Genomic DNA, 20134 nt, shown 5'->3' with positions numbered 1-20134 from the left:
TCTAACGAACTCGCCTGCACGACTCGTACCGCGTATCGCATTGATGCGGAACGGAAAAATAATAAAACCTTACCCTACATTTTGAGCGAGATTTTTATGGAAACGGCAACGAATAACAGCGTAATACTCGACGCATCTGCTCCGGCGCGTCGGGCGGGGATGACCGAAAGTGAATGGCGTGAAGCCATTAAATTCGACAGCATGGACACTGGCTGGGTCATTATGAGTATCGGTATGGCGATTGGTGCGGGGATTGTTTTTCTTCCTGTCCAGGTCGGGTTAATGGGGCTGTGGGTGTTCTTGCTGTCCTCTATCATTGGCTACCCAGCCATGTATCTGTTCCAGCGTCTGTTTATCAATACGCTGGCTGAGTCCCCGGAATGTAAAGATTACCCAAGCGTGATCAGCGGTTACCTGGGTAAAAACTGGGGCATCCTGTTAGGTGCGTTGTACTTTGTGATGCTGGTAATCTGGATGTTCGTCTACTCCACCGCCATCACCAACGATAGCGCCTCTTACCTGCATACTTTTGGCGTTACTGAAGGTTTACTGTCCGACAGCCCGTTCTATGGCCTGGTGCTGATTTGCATCCTGGTGGCCATCTCGTCACGCGGGGAAAAACTGCTGTTTAAAATCTCCACCGGCATGGTGCTGACCAAACTGCTGGTAGTGGCAGCGCTTGGCGTATCGATGGTTGGGATGTGGCATTTGTATAACGTAGGTTTACTGCCGCCGATGGCGCTGCTGATCAAAAACGCGATCATAACGTTGCCATTTACGCTGACCTCAATTCTGTTTATTCAGACATTAAGCCCGATGGTTATCTCGTATCGTTCTCGCAACAAATCCATTGAAGTGGCGCGCCATAAAGCCCTGCGAGCGATGAATATCGCGTTCGGCATTCTGTTCGTGACCGTCTTTTTCTACGCCGTTTCCTTCACGTTGGCGATGGGCCATGACGAAGCGGTTAAAGCTTATGAGCAGAATATTTCCGCTCTGGCGATTGCCGCGCAGTTTATCAGCGGTGCGGGTGCTGGTTGGGTGAAAATCGTCAGCGTTGTTCTGAACATCTTTGCCGTTATGACCGCTTTCTTCGGCGTCTACTTAGGTTTCCGTGAAGCGACTCAGGGGATCGTAATGAACGTGCTGCGCCGCAAAATGCCAGCCGAGAAAATCAACGAAACCCTGGTTCAGCGCGGCATTATGGTTTTCGCCATCCTGCTGGCCTGGAGCGCAATTGTGCTCAATGCGCCGGTGCTGAGCTTCACCTCTATTTGTAGTCCTATCTTCGGCATGGTGGGTTGTCTGATCCCGGCCTGGCTGGTCTACAAAGTTCCTTCACTGCACAAATACAAAGGCGCTTCCCTGTATCTGATTATTATCACGGGCCTGCTGCTGTGCGTTTCTCCGTTCCTGGCATTTTCCTGAGTTATCTGAGCAAAGGTTGTTGTTATGTTTGAGACTACATTGAATCCATTATGGGATAGTTTTATCCGCGCGGTACAGGAAGAGGTTAAGCCTGCGCTGGGTTGTACGGAACCTATCTCTCTGGCGCTGGCGGCAGCGGTCGCATCCTCTGAGCTGGACGGCGCGGTTGAACGTATTGATGCGTGGGTCTCACCGAACCTGATGAAAAACGGCATGGGCGTTACCGTGCCGGGTACCGGAATGGTCGGGTTACCTGTCGCGGCGGCGCTGGGTGCGCTGGGGGGAAATGCCCGTGCCGGTTTAGAGGTACTGAAAGATGCGTCGCCCCAAGCGATCGCTGATGCGAAAGCGATGTTGAGCGCTGGCAAGGTCGCGGTGATGCTGCAGGAGCCTTGCGAGGATATCCTCTTTTCCCGCGCGAAGGTTTACAGCGCTGAAGGATGGGCGTGCGTGACGATTGTGGGCGGTCATACCAACATAGTCCACATCGAGACCAATAAGGGTGTAGTGTTCACCACAGAACAGAATGCTCAGGAAGAGGAGCTGGAGTCGCCGCTGGCGGTATTATCTCACACCTCGCTGGAAGAGATTCTGGCGTTCGTGAACGCGGTACCGTTTGAGTCGATCCGCTTTATTCTTGATGCGGCAAAGCTGAACGGTGCGCTGTCTCAGGAAGGGCTGCGTGGTAACTGGGGCTTGCACATCGGAACCACGCTTGAGAAGCAGTGCGCGCGTGGCCTGCTGGCGAACGATCTCTCCACCTCTATTTTGATCCGTACCAGTGCGGCATCGGATGCGCGAATGGGCGGGGCGACGCTGCCGGCCATGAGCAACTCCGGATCCGGCAATCAGGGTATTACCGCGACTGTTCCGGTCATGGTGGTGGCCGAGCACTTTGGCGCGGATGAGGAGAAACTGGCGCGGGCGCTGATGTTGTCTCACCTGAGCGCTATTTACATCCATCATCAGCTTCCGCGTTTGTCTGCGCTATGCGCGGCAACCACGGCGGCGATGGGCGCAGCAGCGGGGATGGCATGGATCGTGGATGGCCGCTACAACACCATCGCGATGGCGATCAGCAGCATGATTGGCGACGTGAGCGGAATGATTTGCGATGGCGCTTCAAACAGCTGCGCGATGAAAGTCTCAACCAGCGCATCTGCGGCGTGGAAAGCGGTACTGATGGCACTGGATGATACTGCCGTAACCGGAAACGAAGGGATTGTGGCGCATAACGTGGAACAATCTATCGCTAACCTGTGTGCGCTGGCGTGTCGTTCGATGCAGGAAACCGACAAGCAGATTATTGAGATCATGGCCAGTAAGGCGCATTAATCTTCAGGTCGGGTAAGGCGTTGCCGCCACCCGGCATAAGTCTAAGCCGCCTTTTCAGGCGGCTTCTTCGTCTTCCAGCCGTAGCTCGGCATCGGCCACAATCGCTTCCAGCTCTGTCAGCATTTCTTCATAGCCGAAGGCAACTGTTTCCTGTTTTTTCAGCTCAACCTGCGGCTGGCGTTTTTTTGATGATTTCTTACTCAATAGTCGTACTCCATTGTTTTCCCTGACTATACGGGCAAATCTATCAGCAAAGCGCGCAGCGGGGTATCGGCGACTAACGTTATGTTAGTTTCGTCACGAATAAATGCCCCATCGCCACAGGTGAGCGCTTCTTTTTCGGCGCCAGACGTCACCGCATGGAATCTGCCGTGAATCGACTGTAAATAAGCGCGTGGCCCATGTAACTGAAAACTCAGCGATTCACCTTGCTGCAGTTCAACGTGGTGCACCCATACCTGTTGGCGCAGATGCAGGCTGCCTTGTTCACCGTCCGGCGAGGCCAGCAGCTGATGCTTACCGGTACCCAGCGTGGCTTTCTGTACGCAGGCGTTTTCACGCTGCGGGCAGGCGTCCAGCCAGAGCTGCATCCGCGTTAACGGTTTGTCTTTGCTGATATTGTGTTCGCTATAGCTAATCCCGGGCTGTGTCGCGAGCAGTAAAACTTCGCCTGCTTTGGCCTTGATATGGTTGCCTTCGCTGTCTCGGTACTCTGCTTCCCCTTCAAGGATCAGATTGACGATATCCACCTTCGGATAGGTCCGCGGCTGGAAAGAGGCCCCCGGTGCCAGAACTTCCTGGTTCAGAACACGCAGCGAGGCATAACCCAGCAGTTTAGGATCAAAATAGTGTCCAAAGGAGAAGGTATAACGGGCCTGCAGCCAGCCGTAGTCTGCTTGCCCGCATTGTTTGGCTGTACGGGTAGTAATCATAGTTCTTGACCTCTCTTTACTTCCTTTTATGTTAAATGGCTAGACGCTGCATTGTTAGCCAGATATTCTGCCTGGTATGTTCAAATTTCCTGAATGAGAACGAGATGGCTAAAGAAAGGGCTTTAACGCTTGAAGCGTTACGCGTCATGGACGCAATAGACAGGCGCGGCAGCTTTGCCGCCGCAGCGGACGAACTGGGGCGCGTGCCTTCCGCACTTAGCTATACCATGCAGAAGCTGGAGGAAGAGCTGGACGTAGTGCTGTTTGACCGTTCAGGCCACCGCACAAAATTCACTAACGTCGGGCGTATGCTGCTGGAGCGTGGGCGCGTACTGCTGGAAGCTGCGGATAAGCTGACTACCGATGCCGAAGCGCTGGCTCGCGGATGGGAAACGCATTTGACTATCGTTACCGAAGCTCTGGTGCCAACGGCGGCGTTTTTCCCGCTGATCGACCGACTGGCCGGGAAGGCCAATACCCAGCTTTCCGTCATTACCGAAGTTCTGGCCGGGGCGTGGGAGCGTCTTGAGCAGGGGCGGGCGGATATCGTGATTGCGCCGGATATGCATTTTCGCTCATCTTCCGAAATCAACTCGCGCAAGCTGTACTCGCTGATGAACGTGTATGTGGCGGCACCGGATCATCCTATCCACCAGGAGCCGGAACCGTTATCGGAAGTCACCCGCGTGAAATACCGTGGGATCGCTGTGGCGGATACCGCCCGTGAGCGTCCGGTACTCACGGTTCAATTGCTGGATAAACAGCCGCGTCTGACGGTGAGTACGATAGAAGATAAACGTCAGGCGCTGCTGGCCGGATTGGGCGTAGCGACAATGCCGTACCCGCTGGTGGAAGAGGATATTGCAGCTGGTCGACTGCGGGTCGTTAGTCCGGAATCGACAAGCGAGATAGATATTATTATGGCCTGGCGTCGTGACAGCATGGGCGAGGCGAAATCCTGGTGTCTGCGAGAAATTCCCAAGCTGTTTGCGGGTAAATAATCTACGTCTGTGAATGATTGCAGTTCGAATTATTTCGGGGGCAGATTTCAGTGCAAATCGGGGCAATAAAATAATTGCCCCGCGAAATAAATTAATTAATTTCGTTTTGCTTCGGATCGTTGCCGTAGCGGTTGCTGCCGGAAGTCCCGTTTTGGCAGAAAAATACCAGCAGAATAATGGAGCCGATGACTGGAATTAACATGAGCCACATCCAGTGACCAGAACGCTCTGTATCATGCAGACGGCGAACGCCAACGGCAATGCTTGGTAGAAGTACGGCCAGGCTATAGATCAGTGAGAGTGCCGGAATTTCCATACCGATTACGGATTGAATGACGTTCAGAATGGCGCTGATAATCACGCTAATCAGAATAAACATCCAGTATTCTTTACGACGCGCGCGACCAGAGAATTCCACATAATTTTTTAAAACCTGTAAATACCACTGCATAAAATATCCCTATTCATCTTAAAAAAACAAAAAAAATGTAGCACATGAACCTGTAAAGATCATGATTATTATTAAAAATAGGATATTTTACTAGTAGTATTTTTTATGTTTATATTTATGGATAAAATATATAAATTAATTATTGTTGGTAGCAGTCTAATAAATATTTTTCTTGTTATGAATAAAAAGGCAGAATAGTTTTCTGCCTTTTTGAATATCTACGAAAGTTGCTTCGGGTTTTCGCCAAATCGGTTTTCACCCGGCGTGCCATCCTGACAGTTGAAAATGATGATGACCAACCAGCCGACGATCGGGATCAATAGCACCAGCAGCCACCAGGCTGAACGGTCGGTGTCATGTAAACGCCGGAACTGTACCGCCCACCACGGGATAAAGACCAGAACCCCGTAAATCGTCGTTAATATGCCTTCTCCTCCGGCGCGCTCCCAGCCAAACATTCTGTCCAGAATGCCCAGCACGAACGTGAAGATGATGTTGACCAGCACAAACATCCAGTATTCTTTACGACGCGCGCGGCCACCAAAACCAAAGTAATTCTTTAATACGTTTAAATACCAATCCATTTTTGCCTCGTTCTGCGTTCAATTACTTGTTTTTAAAGCAATCAAATTAAGAATAGCTGCGAATGGAATGCTGGTAAATGTTTGTGTTGTTAATTATTTGGCCTCCAAACGGGCAATGCCGATCAGTTAAGCATGTATGGTGAACATGTGATTCTTGCTCAGGGTTCCGTTCACCTCATGTGCGTTGCTTCTCTGATATCTTTATACCCGTGAACGGGCAAGGGAGGCTCACCGCCGCCTCCCTTGCAACCCAGGCTCCCGGCGGGAAAATCGTCGCTGCGCGATGTATTCGTCTTATTCCGTCTGCCTGTCGGGTCGGAGCCGAGCCTGCGTCCATGCAGGCCGTCCCCTCTGCCCGCATCCCTGCGGGCAGCCCCGGTCAGCCGTCAACGCCTCATCGATTTTCAGCCGGACCGGGGTCATCGCTGTAATGCTCTGACTTCCAGTTAAATCTGATTTGCTGTTCAGATATATTCAAAAAAACGCAGATGGTCAGGTGTGGGCTGGTCCGGCTGAAAATTGCCGACGTGTTTCCGTAAGGCCGGGAGAACCCGCATGGATGCGGGTTCAGGGCGCGTTTTACAGGGACGTTTCCTCGCGCCCGACCCGGTAGCCTGGAGGAATAAGCGGAGGGTATTGCATAGCAACAATTTTCCTGCCGGGAGCCGGGATTGTAAAGGGCGTGGCGGAGAACGCCCTTTACACGTTCACAGGAATCGGTGCTTCAGAGAAACGATGAACATGAGGTGAACGGAACCCTTTCCCTGAAATAGCATATTCATTACCTCCGCCAGCACATGTTGATGCCTTTCGAAACTGAGGCGTTAACTGAACAGCATTACCCAAACGGAGGCCAGTGTAAATCAGGCGAAACGCTCGTCACGCCCATGAGGTTCGCTGAGATCCTGCCACGGGCCGATTGAAATAATACCGGTCGGGTTGATTGTTTTGTGGCTACGGAAGTAGTGATGACGGATATGGTCAAAGTTGACGGTCTCCGCAATGCCCGGCATCTGGTAGATATCGCGCAGAAAACCGTACAGATTCAGGTAATCACTGATGCGGTGTTTGTCGCACTTGAAGTGGGTGACATAAACCGGATCAAAGCGCACCAGCGTGGTCCACAGGCGAATATCGGCCTCAGTTAGCTGGTCACCGGTCAGGAAGCGATGCTGACCCAGGATCTGCTCCAGTCGTGCCAGAGATTGAAAGACTTTTTCCACGGCATCGTCGTAGGCTTCCTGGCTGGTGGCAAATCCCGCTTTATACACGCCGTTATTGACGTTGTCATAAATCCAGCCGTTCAGCTCGTCGATTTTGCTATGCAGGGCAGGTGGATAGTAATCCCCGGCTTTCGCACCCAGCGCATCAAACGCAGTGTTAAACATGCGGATGATTTCTGCAGATTCGTTGCTGACAATAGTGTGGTTTTTTTTGTCCCACAGTACCGGAACGGTCACCCGACCGCTGTAGTGCGGATCGGCGTGTAAATAGAGCTGATAAAGAAATTCGTGCTGATACAGGGTATCGCCGGTTGCCGCTGGGAAGTTGTCGTCAAAGGTCCAGCCGTTTTCCAGCATTAGCGGATGCACAACGGAAACGGAAATAAACGGTTCCAGCCCTTTAAGTTTACGCAAAATCAGTGTGCGATGCGCCCACGGACAGGCCAGAGAAACGTACAGATGATAACGGTCTTTTTCGGCAGCAAAGCCACCTTCACCGGTCTGGCCAGGCGTGCCATCTGCGGTGAGCCAGTTACGGAAAGCCGATGCAGAACGTTGAAATTTCCCACCGGTTGATTTGGTATCGTACCAGGTGTCATGCCAGATGCCGTCAATCAGTTGTCCCATGATTTTCGTCTCCTCAGATAGCAAAAGCGAGGAGATATCTCCTCGCTTTTTGATGTGTTCAGTATAGTTTGCTTACCACTTTTTATTCAGTACGCGGTCAATACTGAATGCGCCCGGACCGGTGATAGCCAGCAGCAGGAAGCCGCCTGCGATGGTCAGGTTTTTCATAAACATCAGAGAGTTCACACCTTCCGCAAAGTTACTGTGGAAGAGGAATGCCGTCAGCAGCGTGAAGCCTGCGGTGAACAGCGCGGTAGTACGGGTCAGGAAACCGAACAGAATTGCCAGACCGCCGCCAAACTCAAGCAGAATTACCAGCGGCAGCATAAATCCAGGGACGCCCATGGCTTCCATGTACTGTTGGGTACCTGCATATCCGGTGATTTTTCCCCAACCTGCGGTAATAAACAGGATTGGCATCAGAATGCGCGCTACCAGTACACCAACATCTTCTAATTTCTTCATCATACTCTCCAGGAAACCACTCAGGCGGCTTATTGTGTTTTTTTGTGCAACGACGCTGCTGAGCGCGTCGTTGCTGTCGATGAAGAGAATAATAAACGTGGCTAATGAGAATTGTTAGCAAGGAAAACTGTCAGTATTTTTCAAAAATTTTGAGGTTGGGGATAGGGAAGGGATTAGCCGCGCAGTTGCTGCTGTCTGATGGTCGATTTCACCAGACGCCAGATGCTCCAGACGCTAAAGCCGCGTTTGGCCCAGCGGACCAGCAGATTTGGGTTACGGATGGTGCGAACTGCCATAATACTGCTCCCGACTAACACCCAGCCGCGCAGGTTCAACAGCGTCTTCCAGCCACGATCGTAGACCTCGGTGGCTTCCAGCCAGTCGCGGCGAGTAGCAGACAGATCCAGCCGTTGCTGCTGGATCTGTCCAAGCAGTTGCGCCTTACGTTGTTGACGTTCGACTTTACTGCTCATTATGCGTCATCCTCCAGAGCCCGCCTGTCGTTCGCGAGTTCATTGCGCGTATGGCGTAGCAGCGTTGTTTTACGCGCTTTACGCAGCGTCCATATCCCGCCAATCAGCGCTAACAGCAACAGCACTACGGTGGTGGCAATCATGGCGTTCAGTCGGTATTGAGGGTCAATGGCCCAGATGATAAGTACCATCAGGCTCATCAGGCCAAACGCCGCGAACAGCATAGTCAGCCCAAGCATCAGCAGGATCTGGATGAGGTTGGCTTTTTCCTCTTCCAGCTCAACGACGGCCAGCCGCAGCCGCGTCTCTACGATCTCAACGAGAATCGTCAGGATCCGCTGTCCAATACCCAGTACGCCTTTGCCTGGACCTTGTGCGTGTTGAGAATCAGCCATTGTTAACGGCGCGACAGCAGTACACCAAGCACCACACCGACTGCAGCGCCAATGCCGACGCCTGTCCATGGGTTTTCGCGCACGTAGTTATCGGCTTTAGCCGCGGCCTCACGGGTCTGTTTGGCAATCACATCGCTGGTTTCACTCAGACGATGGCGGCTCTCGCGCAGCGCATGTTCGGCTTTGCTGCGAATTTTACTCATCTCTTCCTTCGACTTATCGCCAGAAGAGCTAAGTACTTCTTCAAGCGTATCCGCAAGAGATTTCAGCTCAGCGCGCAGGTTTTCCGTAGCATTATCTTTCGACATAGTTTTCTCCAGTTGAGTGGCTAGTTACCGTACTTAGTAATCGCGGGTCTCGAGTTCTTTTAGCTCTTTCTGAGCTTCAGCAAGCTTGTGTTCGCGCTTTGCTACCTTATCCGCATCGCCTTTTTGCTTAGCTTCGGCTAAGTCACGTTGACGCTCGGCAATCTCATTTTTCTGCTCGGCGATTTTTTTCTGATGGTTGGCGCGCAGTTTGCTGTCAGTACAGTTTGCCCTGACTTCGCTCAGCGCTTTGTTCAGCCCATTGATGCGGCTCTGATTATTGTGTTTTTCGGCATAGCTAATCTCCCGCTGAATGTCTTGTTCTTTTTCCTGACAGAGGGTGTTGGCGTAGCTGCCGGCACTTAGAGCGAAAAGGCTAATTGCCAAAGCGATGCGGTATTTCATTCTTGAACCTTCCATTGTGATTCGACCTCGTCGTTTAGGGTCGATGCTCCAGAATAATAAAACGTTGGGTCATAAGCCCAGTTTATTAATCATAGGCGCTAAACGGTGAAATCACCAAAGTGAGTGATCTAATTCAGATTCCTGGAAATTAACCAAAGCGGTGTGGAGTATCACGTAAGCGGGATAACCACTGCACCGCCTGATTATCATCATCCTGCTGAGCGATAACGAAACCGTGCGGTAACGTTCGATCAAGTACGACCTTTGCCGCTGCGCTCTGCGCGCTGGAATCAAAGGTAATCAGCAGTGCGTCATTTTGCGGAGTGATGCTTTTAAAACGAATGCCGTTGGCATCCAGGTGATGCCAGATAGAGAAGCCATCAGGCATGCTGGCTCCCTGGTTTACGGCACGAATGGCAAGCGTTGATTCCTGCTGGCGAATGACAGACCAGGTCAGGAGCAACGCGCCAATGAACAACATAAAAGTGGTGGACCAGGCAAGTCGTCGGAGCGTTATGCATGATTTCAGCATAATTTACCCTCGGTTCCCGTATTTCTTCTTCCAAAGAACAACCAGTGAACCTGCCAGACCAAACACCAGTAACACCACAGGAAGCAGCATCAGACAAGACATCAGCTGATCTTCATATTTGAGAAACACCGGAGTTTTGCCCAGCAGATAACCAAGCGTTGTGAGAATCAAAACCCAAAGCAGTCCACTCATCCAGTTGAAGAACTGAAAGCGCGCATTGTTCAGGCCGGACAATCCTGCGATGGTCGGCAGTAATGTTCTGACAAACGCGATGAAGCGACCGACCAGCAGCGCAGACAAGCCATGCTTATGGAACAGATGATGCGCGCGCTGATGGTAATGCGCGGGCAGATGAGATAGCCAGTTTTGTACTGTGCGGGTATTCCCCAGCCATCGCCCCTGGATATAGCTAAGCCAGCAACCCAGGCTGGCTGCGGTAGTGAGCAGCAGTACCGTTTGCGGGAAACCCATCGCGCCTTTGGCGATAAGTACGCCGACCAGCACCAGTAGACTGTCGCCAGGTAAAAAGGCCGCTGGCAGCAGTCCGTTTTCCAGAAACAAAATGGTAAATAGTACGAAATAGAGCATGCCAATCATGGAAGGATTGGCCAGCGTTTCAAAATCCTGAGCCCATAAAGCATTCAGTAATTGAGTCAGTAGTTCCATTCAATATTCCTGGAGAATCGGTTGTCGTCATGCCGGTTTTCTGGAGTTTGTAACGCCGCAATTTTATTGGTGTTTTTTACATGGATCGCGGTCTGACACAAATTCACGGCCTGAACTATTCCCTGTAAAGTTGTGAAGTAAGCAAGCTCTCAAACACAAAAATTCAAATAGCATCTAATTGTAACAAAGGTCAACGTTGTCCGTTATAGAAATTACGGTTGTTGAACTGTGATTTTGCTTATCGCAATGGAGGGAGGCGAGAGGATTTACACAGGCTGACACTTTATACCTAATGCTTACCAAGCAGGAGAAACAGGCGCTTTGTCGCGCCTGCATCGAAAAGATTGCTTATTTAGCGCTGTTAACCGCCGTATCGAGATGAACGACCGGATTTTCTGCAAAAAGATAACGATCGGCATTGAACTCAAAATCATCGCTAGTCTCATTGAACAACATGATTTTGGTATTCTCCAGGTGCTGCCACATCGCCAGTTTTGCCGCGTTCGGATCTTTACGGATCAGTGCTTTGAGAATTTGATCATGGTCATCACACCAGTTATCGACGGTACGTGCGTCGATATGTTCGTGCAGTTTTTTCCAGTACGGGTTGTGGCTGCGCTGGGTCCACATTTTTTCTACGATGGCGGCCAGCGCTGAGTTCTGCGTGGCTAGCGCGACCTGAATATGAAACTGCAGATCCCATTCGGAATCGCGGAAGCATTTTTCATTCCGCGCATGCTCTTGAATGTCCATCAGTTTCATGATGTCTTGCTTGGTAACCTGCGTCGCGGCAAATTCAGCGATATTGCTTTCAATCAACTGACGAGCCTGAAGCAGCTCGAAAGGACCATAATTGGCGAATTCAAGCGATTCGTCGGTGGCCTGCTGGTGACGGGCCTGGTTCGAAATGACATGAATGCCAGAACCTTTGCGCACTTCTACATAGCCCTCAACTTCGAGCATGATAATCGCTTCACGAACCACGGTACGGCTGACATTTTTTTCATCGGCGATAAAGCGCTCTGCGGGGAGTTTTTCACCCACCAGATAGACGCCCTGCTCAATGCGTTCTTTCAGATCAGCGGCAAGTTGTTGGTACAAACGTCGTGGTTCAGTGATTTCCATATGCGCTCCAGGCATGATACGGCAGACTCTATTTGTTATACCACTTTTACGATTACGGCTCCACTCGCGACGTCAAAAAAGCCGCCAGATAACTGGCGGCTTAGCATGACAAAACCTTGTTAAATCTTGTCCGGTTAACTTTGCGCAGCGGGATCGCCAGTTTGCGACTCTGACTCTACCTCGCTGGCCGATTTGTTCTGCAATACTGTCCAGATGACTAACGCGCCGAGCAGGTCGAATACCGCCAGTACGGCAAACAGTGGGCTAAAGCCGATGGTGTCAGCCAACGCGCCGACGACCAGCGCAAACAGCGTACTTGCAAGCCAGGCGGACATACCGGTCAGACCGTTCGCCGTTGCCACTTCATTACGACCAAACACGTCAGAAGAGAGTGTAATCAGCGCACCGGACAGCGCCTGGTGAGCAAAGCCACCGACGCACAGCAAGGCGATAGCAATGTATGGGCTGGTGAACAGACCAATCATCCCTGGGCCAATCATCAGCAATGCACCCATGGTGACGACCATTTTACGTGAAACGATCAGGTTAACGCCGAACCAGCGCTGGAACAGCGGCGGTAAGTAACCCCCAACGATACAGCCCAGGTCAGCAAACAGCATCGGCATCCAGGCAAACATCGCAATTTCTTTCAGGTTAAAGCCGTAGACTTTAAACATGAACAGCGGGATCCAGGCGTTGAAGGTCCCCCATGCCGGTTCTGCCAGAAAACGCGGCAGCGCGATGCCCCAGAACTGGCGGTTACGCAAGATCTGACCGAGCGACATTTTTTTCGAGGTCGCGTTTTTATGCTGTGATTCCTGACCATTCAGAATGTAATCACGTTCCTCATCAGACAGTTTTTTCTGGTCGCGCGGGTGTTTGTAGAATACAAGCCAGCACATCGCCCAGATGAAGCTCAGCGCACCGGAAATAATGAATGCCATCTGCCAGCTGTGCATGACGATGGCCCAGACCACCAGCGGTGGAGCAATCATCGCGCCGATAGAAGAGCCGACGTTAAAGTAACCTACGGCAATTGAACGCTCTTTTGCCGGGAACCATTCAGAACTGGCTTTCAGACCCGCAGGGATCATTGCGGCTTCAGCGGCACCTACCGCGCCACGCGCCAGTGCCAGTCCACCCCAACTGCCAGCCAGTGCGGTCGCGCCACAGAAGACGGCCCACAGAACGGCGAACATCGCATAACCCACTTTTGTGCCGAGCACATCGAGCACGTAGCCGGCAACGGGTTGCATTACGGTGTAAGCAGCAGAATACGCTGCGATGATATAGGAATACTGTTGAGTGGAGATGTGTAACTCTTCCATCAGAGTTGGCGCAGCTGCCGCCACAGTGTTACGTGTCAGGTAACCCAGCACGGTGCCAAGTGTCACCAGTGCAATCATGTACCAACGTAACCCTTTAATTTTACGCATGTAAAACCTCATCGTTTTGTTATGTCCGCGAACGAGCGGTCATCTTCCAGTTCAGGGCGGAGGATGTTCTTTTACGAGGGGGGACCGAAAAAAAGCCGGTACTCCCCGAACTTTGCCATGTCAATAATTGTGCTAATTCGGTTTCCGTACCGGTCAATCCGATGGATATCCATCGGTAATTTGCATTCCGTCGGCTTATGTATCGCGACGGCCAAAAGATAACTTGTCATACAGCTTTAAAAGGTGAGTGCCATCACAAAAGTGTGAATCTTCGTGTGGTCATTATTTCGATTCAGCAAAGCCAGAACTGGCGCGGCTTGACGCGTGATTTACCTCTTTGAGAGTAATTTTTTTGTCACCATTTGTTGATCTAACTCACGAAAATATCTTCAGCGTATAGAAATTGGTGTGATAACTTTGTCAACATCAAAACATAAGCAATCTGACGCACTCGTTGAGAGGAAGACGATAATGACCCCGTTTATGACTGAAGATTTCCTGCTGGACACCGAATTTGCCCGCCGTCTGTACCATGATTACGCCAAAGACCAGCCGATTTTCGATTACCACTGCCATTTACCACCGCAACAAATCGCTGAAAACTACCGTTTTAATAACCTGTATGACATCTGGCTGAAGGGTGATCACTACAAATGGCGTGCGATGCGTACCAATGGCGTCGCTGAGCGCTTGTGTACCGGCGATGCGTCCGATCGCGAGAAGTTTGACGCATGGGCCGCCACGGTTCCGCACACTATCGGTAACCCGCTGTACCACTGGACCCACCTCGAATTACGTCGTCCGTTTGGTATTACAGGTAAGCTGCTGTCTCCGGCAACGGCTGACGAAATCTGGAACCAGTGCAACGAGCTGCTGGCGCAGGATAAATTCTCTGCGCGCGGAATCATGCAGCAGATGAATGTGAAAATGGTCGGCACTACCGATGATCCGATCGACTCTCTGGAGCACCATGCGGCCGTTGCTAAAGACGGAAGCTTTGATGTGAAAGTGCTGCCGAGCTGGCGTCCGGATAAAGCCTTTAACATTGAGCTGGCAACCTTTAATGACTACATGGCGAAGCTCGGTGAAGTGTCTGACACGGATATCCGCCGCTTCAGCGACCTGCAAGCTGCACTGACCAAACGTCTTGATCACTTCGCGGCGCACGGCTGTAAAGTCTCGGACCACGCGCTGGACGTGGTGCTGTTTGCCGAATCTAACGAATCTGAACTGGATAGCATTCTGGCGCGTCGCCTGGCGGGTGAAACCCTGAGTGAACATGAAGTGGCGCAGTTCAAAACCGCCGTTCTGGTGTTCCTCGGCGCTGAATACGCCCGTCGCGAATGGGTACAGCAGTACCACATCGGCGCGCTGCGTAATAACAACCTGCGCCAGTTCAAACTGTTGGGCGCGGATGTCGGTTTCGACTCCATCAATGATCGTCCGATGGCCGAAGAACTGTCCAAACTGCTGAGCAAGCAGAATGAACAAAACCTGCTGCCGAAAACCATTCTGTACTGCCTGAACCCGCGCGATAACGAAGTGCTGGGCACTATGATCGGTAACTTCCAGGGCGAAGGTATGCCGGGCAAAATGCAGTTCGGTTCCGGCTGGTGGTTCAACGATCAGAAAGACGGGATGGAACGTCAGATGACCCAACTGGCACAGCTCGGCCTGCTGAGCCGTTTCGTCGGTATGCTGACCGATAGCCGTAGCTTCCTGTCATACACGCGCCATGAATACTTCCGTCGCATTCTGTGCCAGATGATTGGCCGTTGGGTTGCCGCGGGCGAAGCCCCTGCCGACATCCAGCTGCTGGGTGAAATGGTCAGAAATATTTGCTTCAACAATGCGCGCGATTATTTCGCCATTGAACTGAACTAAGGCCTGGGTGAAGGTATGCAATACATCAAGATCCATGCGCTGGATAACGTCGCGGTTGCGCTTGCTGATTTGGCTGAAGGAAACGAAGTCACCGTTGATGGGCAGGCGGTAATCCTACGTCAGGCGGTCTCTCGTGGCCATAAATTCGCCTTATGCGATATTGCGAAAGGCGAAAACGTCATTAAATACGGTTTGCCAATTGGCCATACGCTGGTGGATGTTGCGGCGGGTGAGCATATTCATGCTCACAACACGCGTACCAATCTGAGCGACCTGGATACGTATCGCTACCAACCTGATTTTCAGGCGGAAGTTGCACAACCGGCGGATCGCGATGTGCAGATTTATCGCCGCGCGAACGGCGACGTTGGGGTGCGTAACGAACTGTGGATCCTGCCAACGGTAGGCTGCGTTAACGCGATGGCGCGTCAGATGCAGAACCGTTTTCTGAAAGAGACTAACGACGCCGAAGGAATCGACGGCGTGCATCTCTTCAGCCACACCTACGGCTGTTCACAGCTCGGCGACGACCACATTAATACCCGCACCATGCTGCAAAACATGGTGCGTCACCCGAATGCGGGTGCGGTGCTGGTGGTTGGTCTGGGCTGTGAAAACAATCAGGTGGATGCCTTCCGCGAAACCTTAGGCGAGTACGATCCTGATCGCGTTCACTTCATGGTCTGCCAACATCAGGAAGACGAAGTGGAAGCGGGGATTGAACATCTTCACCAGCTGTACAACGTGATGCGTAACGATAAGCGTGAACCGGGTAAGCTGGGCGAGCTGAAGTTTGGTCTGGAATGCGGCGGCTCTGACGGCCTCTCCGGTATTACCGCCAACCCGATGCTGGGCCGTTTCTCCGACTACGTGATTGCTAACGGCGGAACTACAGTGCTGACCGAAGTGCCGGAAATGTTCGGCGCCGAGCAGCTGCTGATGGACCACTGCCGCGATGAAGAAACGTTTGGCAAGCTGGTCACCATGGTTAATGACTTCAAGCAGTATTTCATTGCCCACGACCAGCCGATCTACGAGAACCCATCGCCGGGCAACAAAGCGGGCGGTATCACCACGCTGGAAGATAAATCTCTGGGCTGCACGCAAAAAGCAGGCTCCAGTCAGGTGGTGGACGTGCTGCGCTACGGCGAGCGTCTGAAAACCCACGGCCTGAACCTGCTGAGCGCACCGGGCAACGACGCCGTCGCCACCAGCGCGCTGGCGGGCGCGGGCTGTCATATGGTGTTGTTCAGTACCGGTCGCGGTACGCCGTACGGTGGTTTTGTACCGACGGTGAAAATTGCCACCAACAGCGAGCTGGCAGCGAAGAAAAAGCACTGGATCGATTTTGACGCTGGACAGTTGATCCACGGTAAAGCGATGCCTCAACTGCTGAGCGAGTTTGTCGATACGATCGTTGAGTTCGCCAACGGTAAGCAAACCTGCAACGAGCGCAACGATTTCCGGGAACTGGCTATTTTCAAAAGTGGCGTAACGTTGTAATAAATGCCTGATGGTGCCTGCAGGTCTGCGCAAATCGTAGGCCTGATAAGCGTAGCGCCATCAGGCACAAACCGTTGCCAGATGGCGGCGAAAACGCCTTATCCGGCATACAAAATGGAGTTGGGGTTGCTTGCATGACCGCGTATTGGCTGGCCCAGGGCGTAGGTGTCATCGCCTTTCTGATCGGCATTACCACCTTTTTCAATCGCGATGAGCGCCGCTTCCGGCTGCAACTTGCTGTCTATAGCGCCACCATTGGCGTGCATTTTTTTCTGATGGGCGCCTGGCCCGCGGGAATGAGCGCAGAACTCAACACCATCCGCACACTTGTCTCAATGCATACCCGCAAACTGTGGGTGATGACCGTTTTTATTATCCTCACCCTGGTTCTCGGTCTGGCGAAATTACAGCATGCGATGGAGCTGTTACCGATAATTGGCACGCTGGCCAGCACCTGGGCGCTGTTTCGCTGCAAAGGGTTAACCGTGCGTTGCGTAATGTGGTGCGCAACCGCCTGTTGGGTTATCCATAATTTCTGGCTGGGATCGATTGGCGGGACGATGATCGAAGGGAGTTTTCTGGTGATGAATGGCCTGAACATTATTCGCTTCCGGCGGATGCAAAAACGCGGAATTGATCCGTTCAAAATTGAAAAAAGCGTACAAGAAAAGAGCCCCTCCGCCCGATGACGGAGGGGCGCAGGGATTAGCCGCGCAGAGCGTTGTTTGCCAGACGCTCGTCTTCAGCCTGGCAGGCTGCCGCGGTAAACAAGACATCTGTAGAAGAGTTCAGCGCCGTTTCACAGGAATCCTGCAATACGCCGATGATAAAGCCGACGGCAACTACCTGCATGGCGATATCATTCGGGATACCGAACATATTACACGCCAGTGGGATCAGCAGCAGAGAGCCACCCGCCACGCCAGATGCGCCACAGGCGCAAAGCGAAGCCACAACGCTCAGTAACAGCGCCGTCGGTAAATCGACCGGAATACCCAGCGTATTCACCGCCGCCAGCGTCAGCACGGTAATGGTGATCGCCGCACCCGCCATATTGATGGTGGCGCCCAGCGGGATAGATACCGAGTAGGTATCACGATCCAGATTCAGCTTCTCACATAGCGCCATATTCACCGGAATGTTGGCGGCGGAGCTGCGGGTAAAGAAAGCGTACACGCCGCTTTCGCGCAGACAGGCCAGCACCAGCGGATACGGGTTACGGCGAATTTTCCAGAAGACCAGCAGTGGGTTGACCACAAACGCCACCAGCAGCATACAGCCTACCAGTACGGTCAGCAGTTGGGCGTAGCCCCAAAGCGTTGCAAAACCGGTGGTTGCCAGCGTGGATGAGACCAGACCAAAGATACCGATTGGCGCGAAACGAATCACCAGCTTTACCATAAAGGTGACGGCGTTGGACATATCATTGACCAGATTTTTGGTCGTTTCATTACCGTGGCGCAGTGCAAAACCCAGACCGACGGCCCAGACCAGAATACCAATATAGTTAGCGTTAAGCAGGGCATCAACTGGGTTAGAAACCATGCTCATCAGCAGGCTACGCATTACTTCAACGATGCCGGACGGCGGCACGATATCGCCAGCGCTGCTGGAAAGGTGCAGTGTCGACGGGAAGGCGAAGCTGAAGACAACGGCGGCTAATGCCGCTGAAAATGTTCCGAGCAGGTAAAGGAACAGAATGGGGCGGATATTGGTTTTTTGCCCGTGTTGGTGGTTGGCGATAGAGGCCATGACCAGCATCAGAACCAGAATTGGCGCGACGGCTTTTAATGCGCCGACGAACAGCGTACCCAGTAAACCAACGGCTTCTGCCGCAGGTTTTGACACCAGTGCGAGTAAAATCCCCAGTACCAGGCCAATCAAAATTTGTTTAACCAGGCTCCCTTGCGCCAAACGCGAGAGTAGCCCCGATGAACGTTGCGTAGTCATGTCGTGATCCTTTCATTGTGTTGTTGCTCATCCATCGTGCGCTCTTACGACGCATCTTTCTGGATGTAACAAAGTGTTTGCGTGGTTGAGTATAAGGAAAGATAAAGCTTCGGGAAGAGAAATATCCTGGATTCCCCGCTGAGATCATATTTTATAACTTTGAATTAACATTGTTTTGACATGATAAACAAAAAGCCCGACGCACGCAGTGTGCTGCCGGGCTTTTCAGCTAGCAGATGAAACTTACTGTATTTGCTGCTTTTTATCGTGCTGGTGGTTGACCCATGCGTTAACAATCAGCGTCACAAACAGAATGCCAAATACCACGCCTAACGAGATAGCGATCGGGATATGGTAGAAATCGACGATCAGCATCTTAATACCGATAAACACCAGAATAACCGACAAGCCGTACTTCAGCATCGAGAAACGCTCCGCCACGCCCGCCAGCAGGAAGTACATTGCACGCAGCCCCAAAATAGCAAACAGGTTCGAGGTCAGCACGATGAACGGGTCGGTGGTAACGGCAAAGATAGCCGGAATACTGTCGACGGCGAAAATCACGTCGCTCAGCTCAACCAGAATCAACACCAACATCAGCGGCGTGACAAACAGCAGACCGTTTTTACGCACGAAGAATTTTTCATCTTCGATGGTATCGGTCATGCGTAAATGGCCGCGCAGCCAGCGTACTAACGGTCTGTCGCCGATACCGGAGGCATCTTCTTTCGCCAGCGCCATCTTCACGCCGGTAAACAGCAGGAACGCGCCGAACACGTAAAGCAGCCACTCAAACTGGGTGATAAGCCAGCTGCCGGCGAAGATCATGATCGTACGCAGAACAATTGCTCCCAGCACGCCATACACCAATACCCGGCGCTGCAACGCAGGCGGCACTGAGAAGTAGCTGAAGAGCATCAACCAGACAAAGACGTTATCTACTGCCAGCGATTTTTCGATCAGATAGCCGGTCAGGAACGCCAGTGCCTGTGGGTCGGCAACGGCGCGGCCCTGGGTTTCCGCCAGGTACCACCAGAAGGCGGCGTTAAACAGTAGCGACAGCGTTACCCAGACGATTGACCAGGCCGCAGCCTGTTTCATCGACATCGTATGTGCGCCGCGACGCCCCTGCAACAGCAGGTCGATGGCCAGCATAATTACCACTACGACAGCGAAGCCACCCCATAACAACGGTGTGCCGACAGTATTCATTGTATTTCCCCATGCATAAAAAAAACGGCCAACGCCGAATGACGTTAGCCGCTGCTTTTTATGCATAGACCTTGCCATTCGGCAAGGTCTCACTTACAACAACAAAGGAATACGATGGCGTATTCCTTTGTTATCGCCCGGTGACCGGATGTGGTTTTTCACACATCGTAATGACGATCAACCGACAACGAAGTTACTCCCC

The 20134-nt window shown here is 52.2% G+C and carries 22 protein-coding genes; 6 read left to right on the top strand and 16 right to left on the bottom strand.

Features of this window, described 5'->3' with window-relative positions; all coding sequences use genetic code 11:
• Positions 1-96: 96 nt before the first annotated feature.
• Positions 97-1428: an SLC5/6 family protein gene (locus G4551_RS20725; RefSeq protein ID WP_003841510.1), complete on the top strand. Its 1332-nt coding sequence runs from the start codon at positions 97-99 to the stop codon at positions 1426-1428.
• Between the two features lie 24 nt (positions 1429-1452).
• On the top strand, positions 1453-2763 hold the full coding sequence (locus tag G4551_RS20720) for an L-cysteine desulfidase family protein (RefSeq protein ID WP_003841509.1): 1311 nt from the start codon (positions 1453-1455) through the stop codon (positions 2761-2763).
• A gap of 54 nt (positions 2764-2817) precedes the next feature.
• On the opposite strand, the gene G4551_RS20715 is transcribed toward G4551_RS20720, so the two are convergent.
• Both G4551_RS20715 and G4551_RS20710 read right to left on the bottom strand, forming a co-directional pair.
• Positions 2818-2967 carry a hypothetical protein gene (locus G4551_RS20715; protein ID WP_003841507.1) on the bottom strand — a complete coding sequence of 50 codons (150 nt, stop codon included), beginning with the start codon at positions 2965-2967 and terminating at the stop codon, positions 2818-2820.
• 26 nt (positions 2968-2993) lie between these two features.
• Positions 2994-3695 carry a pirin family protein gene (locus G4551_RS20710; protein ID WP_003024860.1) on the bottom strand — a complete coding sequence of 234 codons (702 nt, stop codon included), beginning with the start codon at positions 3693-3695 and terminating at the stop codon, positions 2994-2996.
• A gap of 104 nt (positions 3696-3799) precedes the next feature.
• Between G4551_RS20710 and yhaJ the strand changes: the two genes are divergently transcribed.
• A complete protein-coding gene (yhaJ, locus tag G4551_RS20705) occupies positions 3800-4696 on the top strand; it encodes a DNA-binding transcriptional regulator YhaJ (protein WP_003024855.1) in 897 nt (298 codons plus the stop codon).
• A gap of 91 nt (positions 4697-4787) precedes the next feature.
• Here the strand turns inward: yhaJ and G4551_RS20700 are convergent, their stop codons facing one another.
• The 12 genes from G4551_RS20700 to G4551_RS20645 form a co-directional block, all read right to left on the bottom strand.
• Positions 4788-5147, bottom strand: a complete 360-nt coding sequence (locus G4551_RS20700; protein ID WP_003841504.1) for a DUF805 domain-containing protein — start codon at positions 5145-5147, stop codon at positions 4788-4790.
• A gap of 218 nt (positions 5148-5365) precedes the next feature.
• Entirely contained in the window at positions 5366-5731 is a 366-nt protein-coding gene (locus G4551_RS20695; protein WP_003841502.1) for a DUF805 domain-containing protein, read from the bottom strand.
• An 863-nt stretch (positions 5732-6594) separates the two neighbouring features.
• Positions 6595-7581: a glutathione S-transferase family protein gene (locus tag G4551_RS20690; protein WP_003841501.1), complete on the bottom strand. Its 987-nt coding sequence runs from the start codon at positions 7579-7581 to the stop codon at positions 6595-6597.
• Between the two features lie 72 nt (positions 7582-7653).
• A complete protein-coding gene (locus G4551_RS20685; RefSeq protein WP_003024847.1) occupies positions 7654-8046 on the bottom strand; it encodes a DoxX family protein in 393 nt (130 codons plus the stop codon).
• A gap of 173 nt (positions 8047-8219) precedes the next feature.
• Positions 8220-8519, bottom strand: a complete 300-nt coding sequence (locus tag G4551_RS20680) for a YqjK-like family protein (protein ID WP_003024845.1) — start codon at positions 8517-8519, stop codon at positions 8220-8222.
• Positions 8519-8914 carry a phage holin family protein gene (locus G4551_RS20675; RefSeq protein WP_003024834.1) on the bottom strand — a complete coding sequence of 132 codons (396 nt, stop codon included), beginning with the start codon at positions 8912-8914 and terminating at the stop codon, positions 8519-8521. The genes G4551_RS20680 and G4551_RS20675 overlap by 1 nt, the downstream gene beginning before the upstream one ends.
• A 2-nt stretch (positions 8915-8916) precedes the next feature.
• Positions 8917-9222: an ElaB/YgaM/YqjD family protein gene (locus tag G4551_RS20670; protein WP_003024832.1), complete on the bottom strand. Its 306-nt coding sequence runs from the start codon at positions 9220-9222 to the stop codon at positions 8917-8919.
• Positions 9223-9255: 33 nt separating this feature from the next.
• A complete protein-coding gene (locus tag G4551_RS20665; protein ID WP_003024825.1) occupies positions 9256-9624 on the bottom strand; it encodes a DUF1090 domain-containing protein in 369 nt (122 codons plus the stop codon).
• Between the two features lie 148 nt (positions 9625-9772).
• Complete coding sequence (gene mzrA, locus G4551_RS20660) at positions 9773-10141, bottom strand: EnvZ/OmpR regulon moderator MzrA (protein WP_162838710.1); 369 nt, start codon at positions 10139-10141, stop codon at positions 9773-9775.
• An 18-nt stretch (positions 10142-10159) separates the two neighbouring features.
• Positions 10160-10822 (bottom strand): DedA family general envelope maintenance protein YqjA, encoded by a 663-nt coding sequence (yqjA, locus tag G4551_RS20655; RefSeq protein WP_003024820.1) that lies wholly within the window; start codon positions 10820-10822, stop codon positions 10160-10162.
• Between the two features lie 348 nt (positions 10823-11170).
• A complete protein-coding gene (exuR, locus tag G4551_RS20650) occupies positions 11171-11947 on the bottom strand; it encodes a transcriptional regulator ExuR (protein WP_003024817.1) in 777 nt (258 codons plus the stop codon).
• 134 nt (positions 11948-12081) lie between these two features.
• Entirely contained in the window at positions 12082-13383 is a 1302-nt protein-coding gene (locus G4551_RS20645; RefSeq protein ID WP_003024814.1) for an MFS transporter, read from the bottom strand.
• Positions 13384-13854: 471 nt separating this feature from the next.
• On the opposite strand from G4551_RS20645, the gene uxaC reads away from it, so the two are divergent.
• From uxaC to G4551_RS20630, 3 genes are all read left to right on the top strand, one after another.
• Positions 13855-15267, top strand: coding sequence for a glucuronate isomerase (uxaC, locus tag G4551_RS20640; RefSeq protein ID WP_003024811.1), 1413 nt, complete (start codon positions 13855-13857; stop codon positions 15265-15267).
• Positions 15268-15282: 15 nt separating this feature from the next.
• Positions 15283-16770: a UxaA family hydrolase gene (locus G4551_RS20635; RefSeq protein WP_003024809.1), complete on the top strand. Its 1488-nt coding sequence runs from the start codon at positions 15283-15285 to the stop codon at positions 16768-16770.
• A 134-nt stretch (positions 16771-16904) separates the two neighbouring features.
• On the top strand, positions 16905-17459 hold the full coding sequence (locus G4551_RS20630; protein WP_003024807.1) for a YgjV family protein: 555 nt from the start codon (positions 16905-16907) through the stop codon (positions 17457-17459).
• Between the two features lie 16 nt (positions 17460-17475).
• Here the strand turns inward: G4551_RS20630 and sstT are convergent, their stop codons facing one another.
• Both sstT and G4551_RS20620 read right to left on the bottom strand, forming a co-directional pair.
• On the bottom strand, positions 17476-18720 hold the full coding sequence (sstT, locus tag G4551_RS20625) for a serine/threonine transporter SstT (protein WP_003841490.1): 1245 nt from the start codon (positions 18718-18720) through the stop codon (positions 17476-17478).
• A gap of 243 nt (positions 18721-18963) precedes the next feature.
• Positions 18964-19932, bottom strand: a complete 969-nt coding sequence (locus G4551_RS20620; RefSeq protein WP_003828551.1) for a TerC family protein — start codon at positions 19930-19932, stop codon at positions 18964-18966.
• Positions 19933-20134 lie beyond the last annotated feature (202 nt).

Origin of the sequence: Citrobacter freundii ATCC 8090 = MTCC 1658 = NBRC 12681, assembly GCF_011064845.1 — a bacterium.
Taxonomy (GTDB): domain Bacteria; phylum Pseudomonadota; class Gammaproteobacteria; order Enterobacterales; family Enterobacteriaceae; genus Citrobacter; species Citrobacter freundii.
This window is presented reverse-complemented; position numbering and strand designations above follow the sequence as displayed.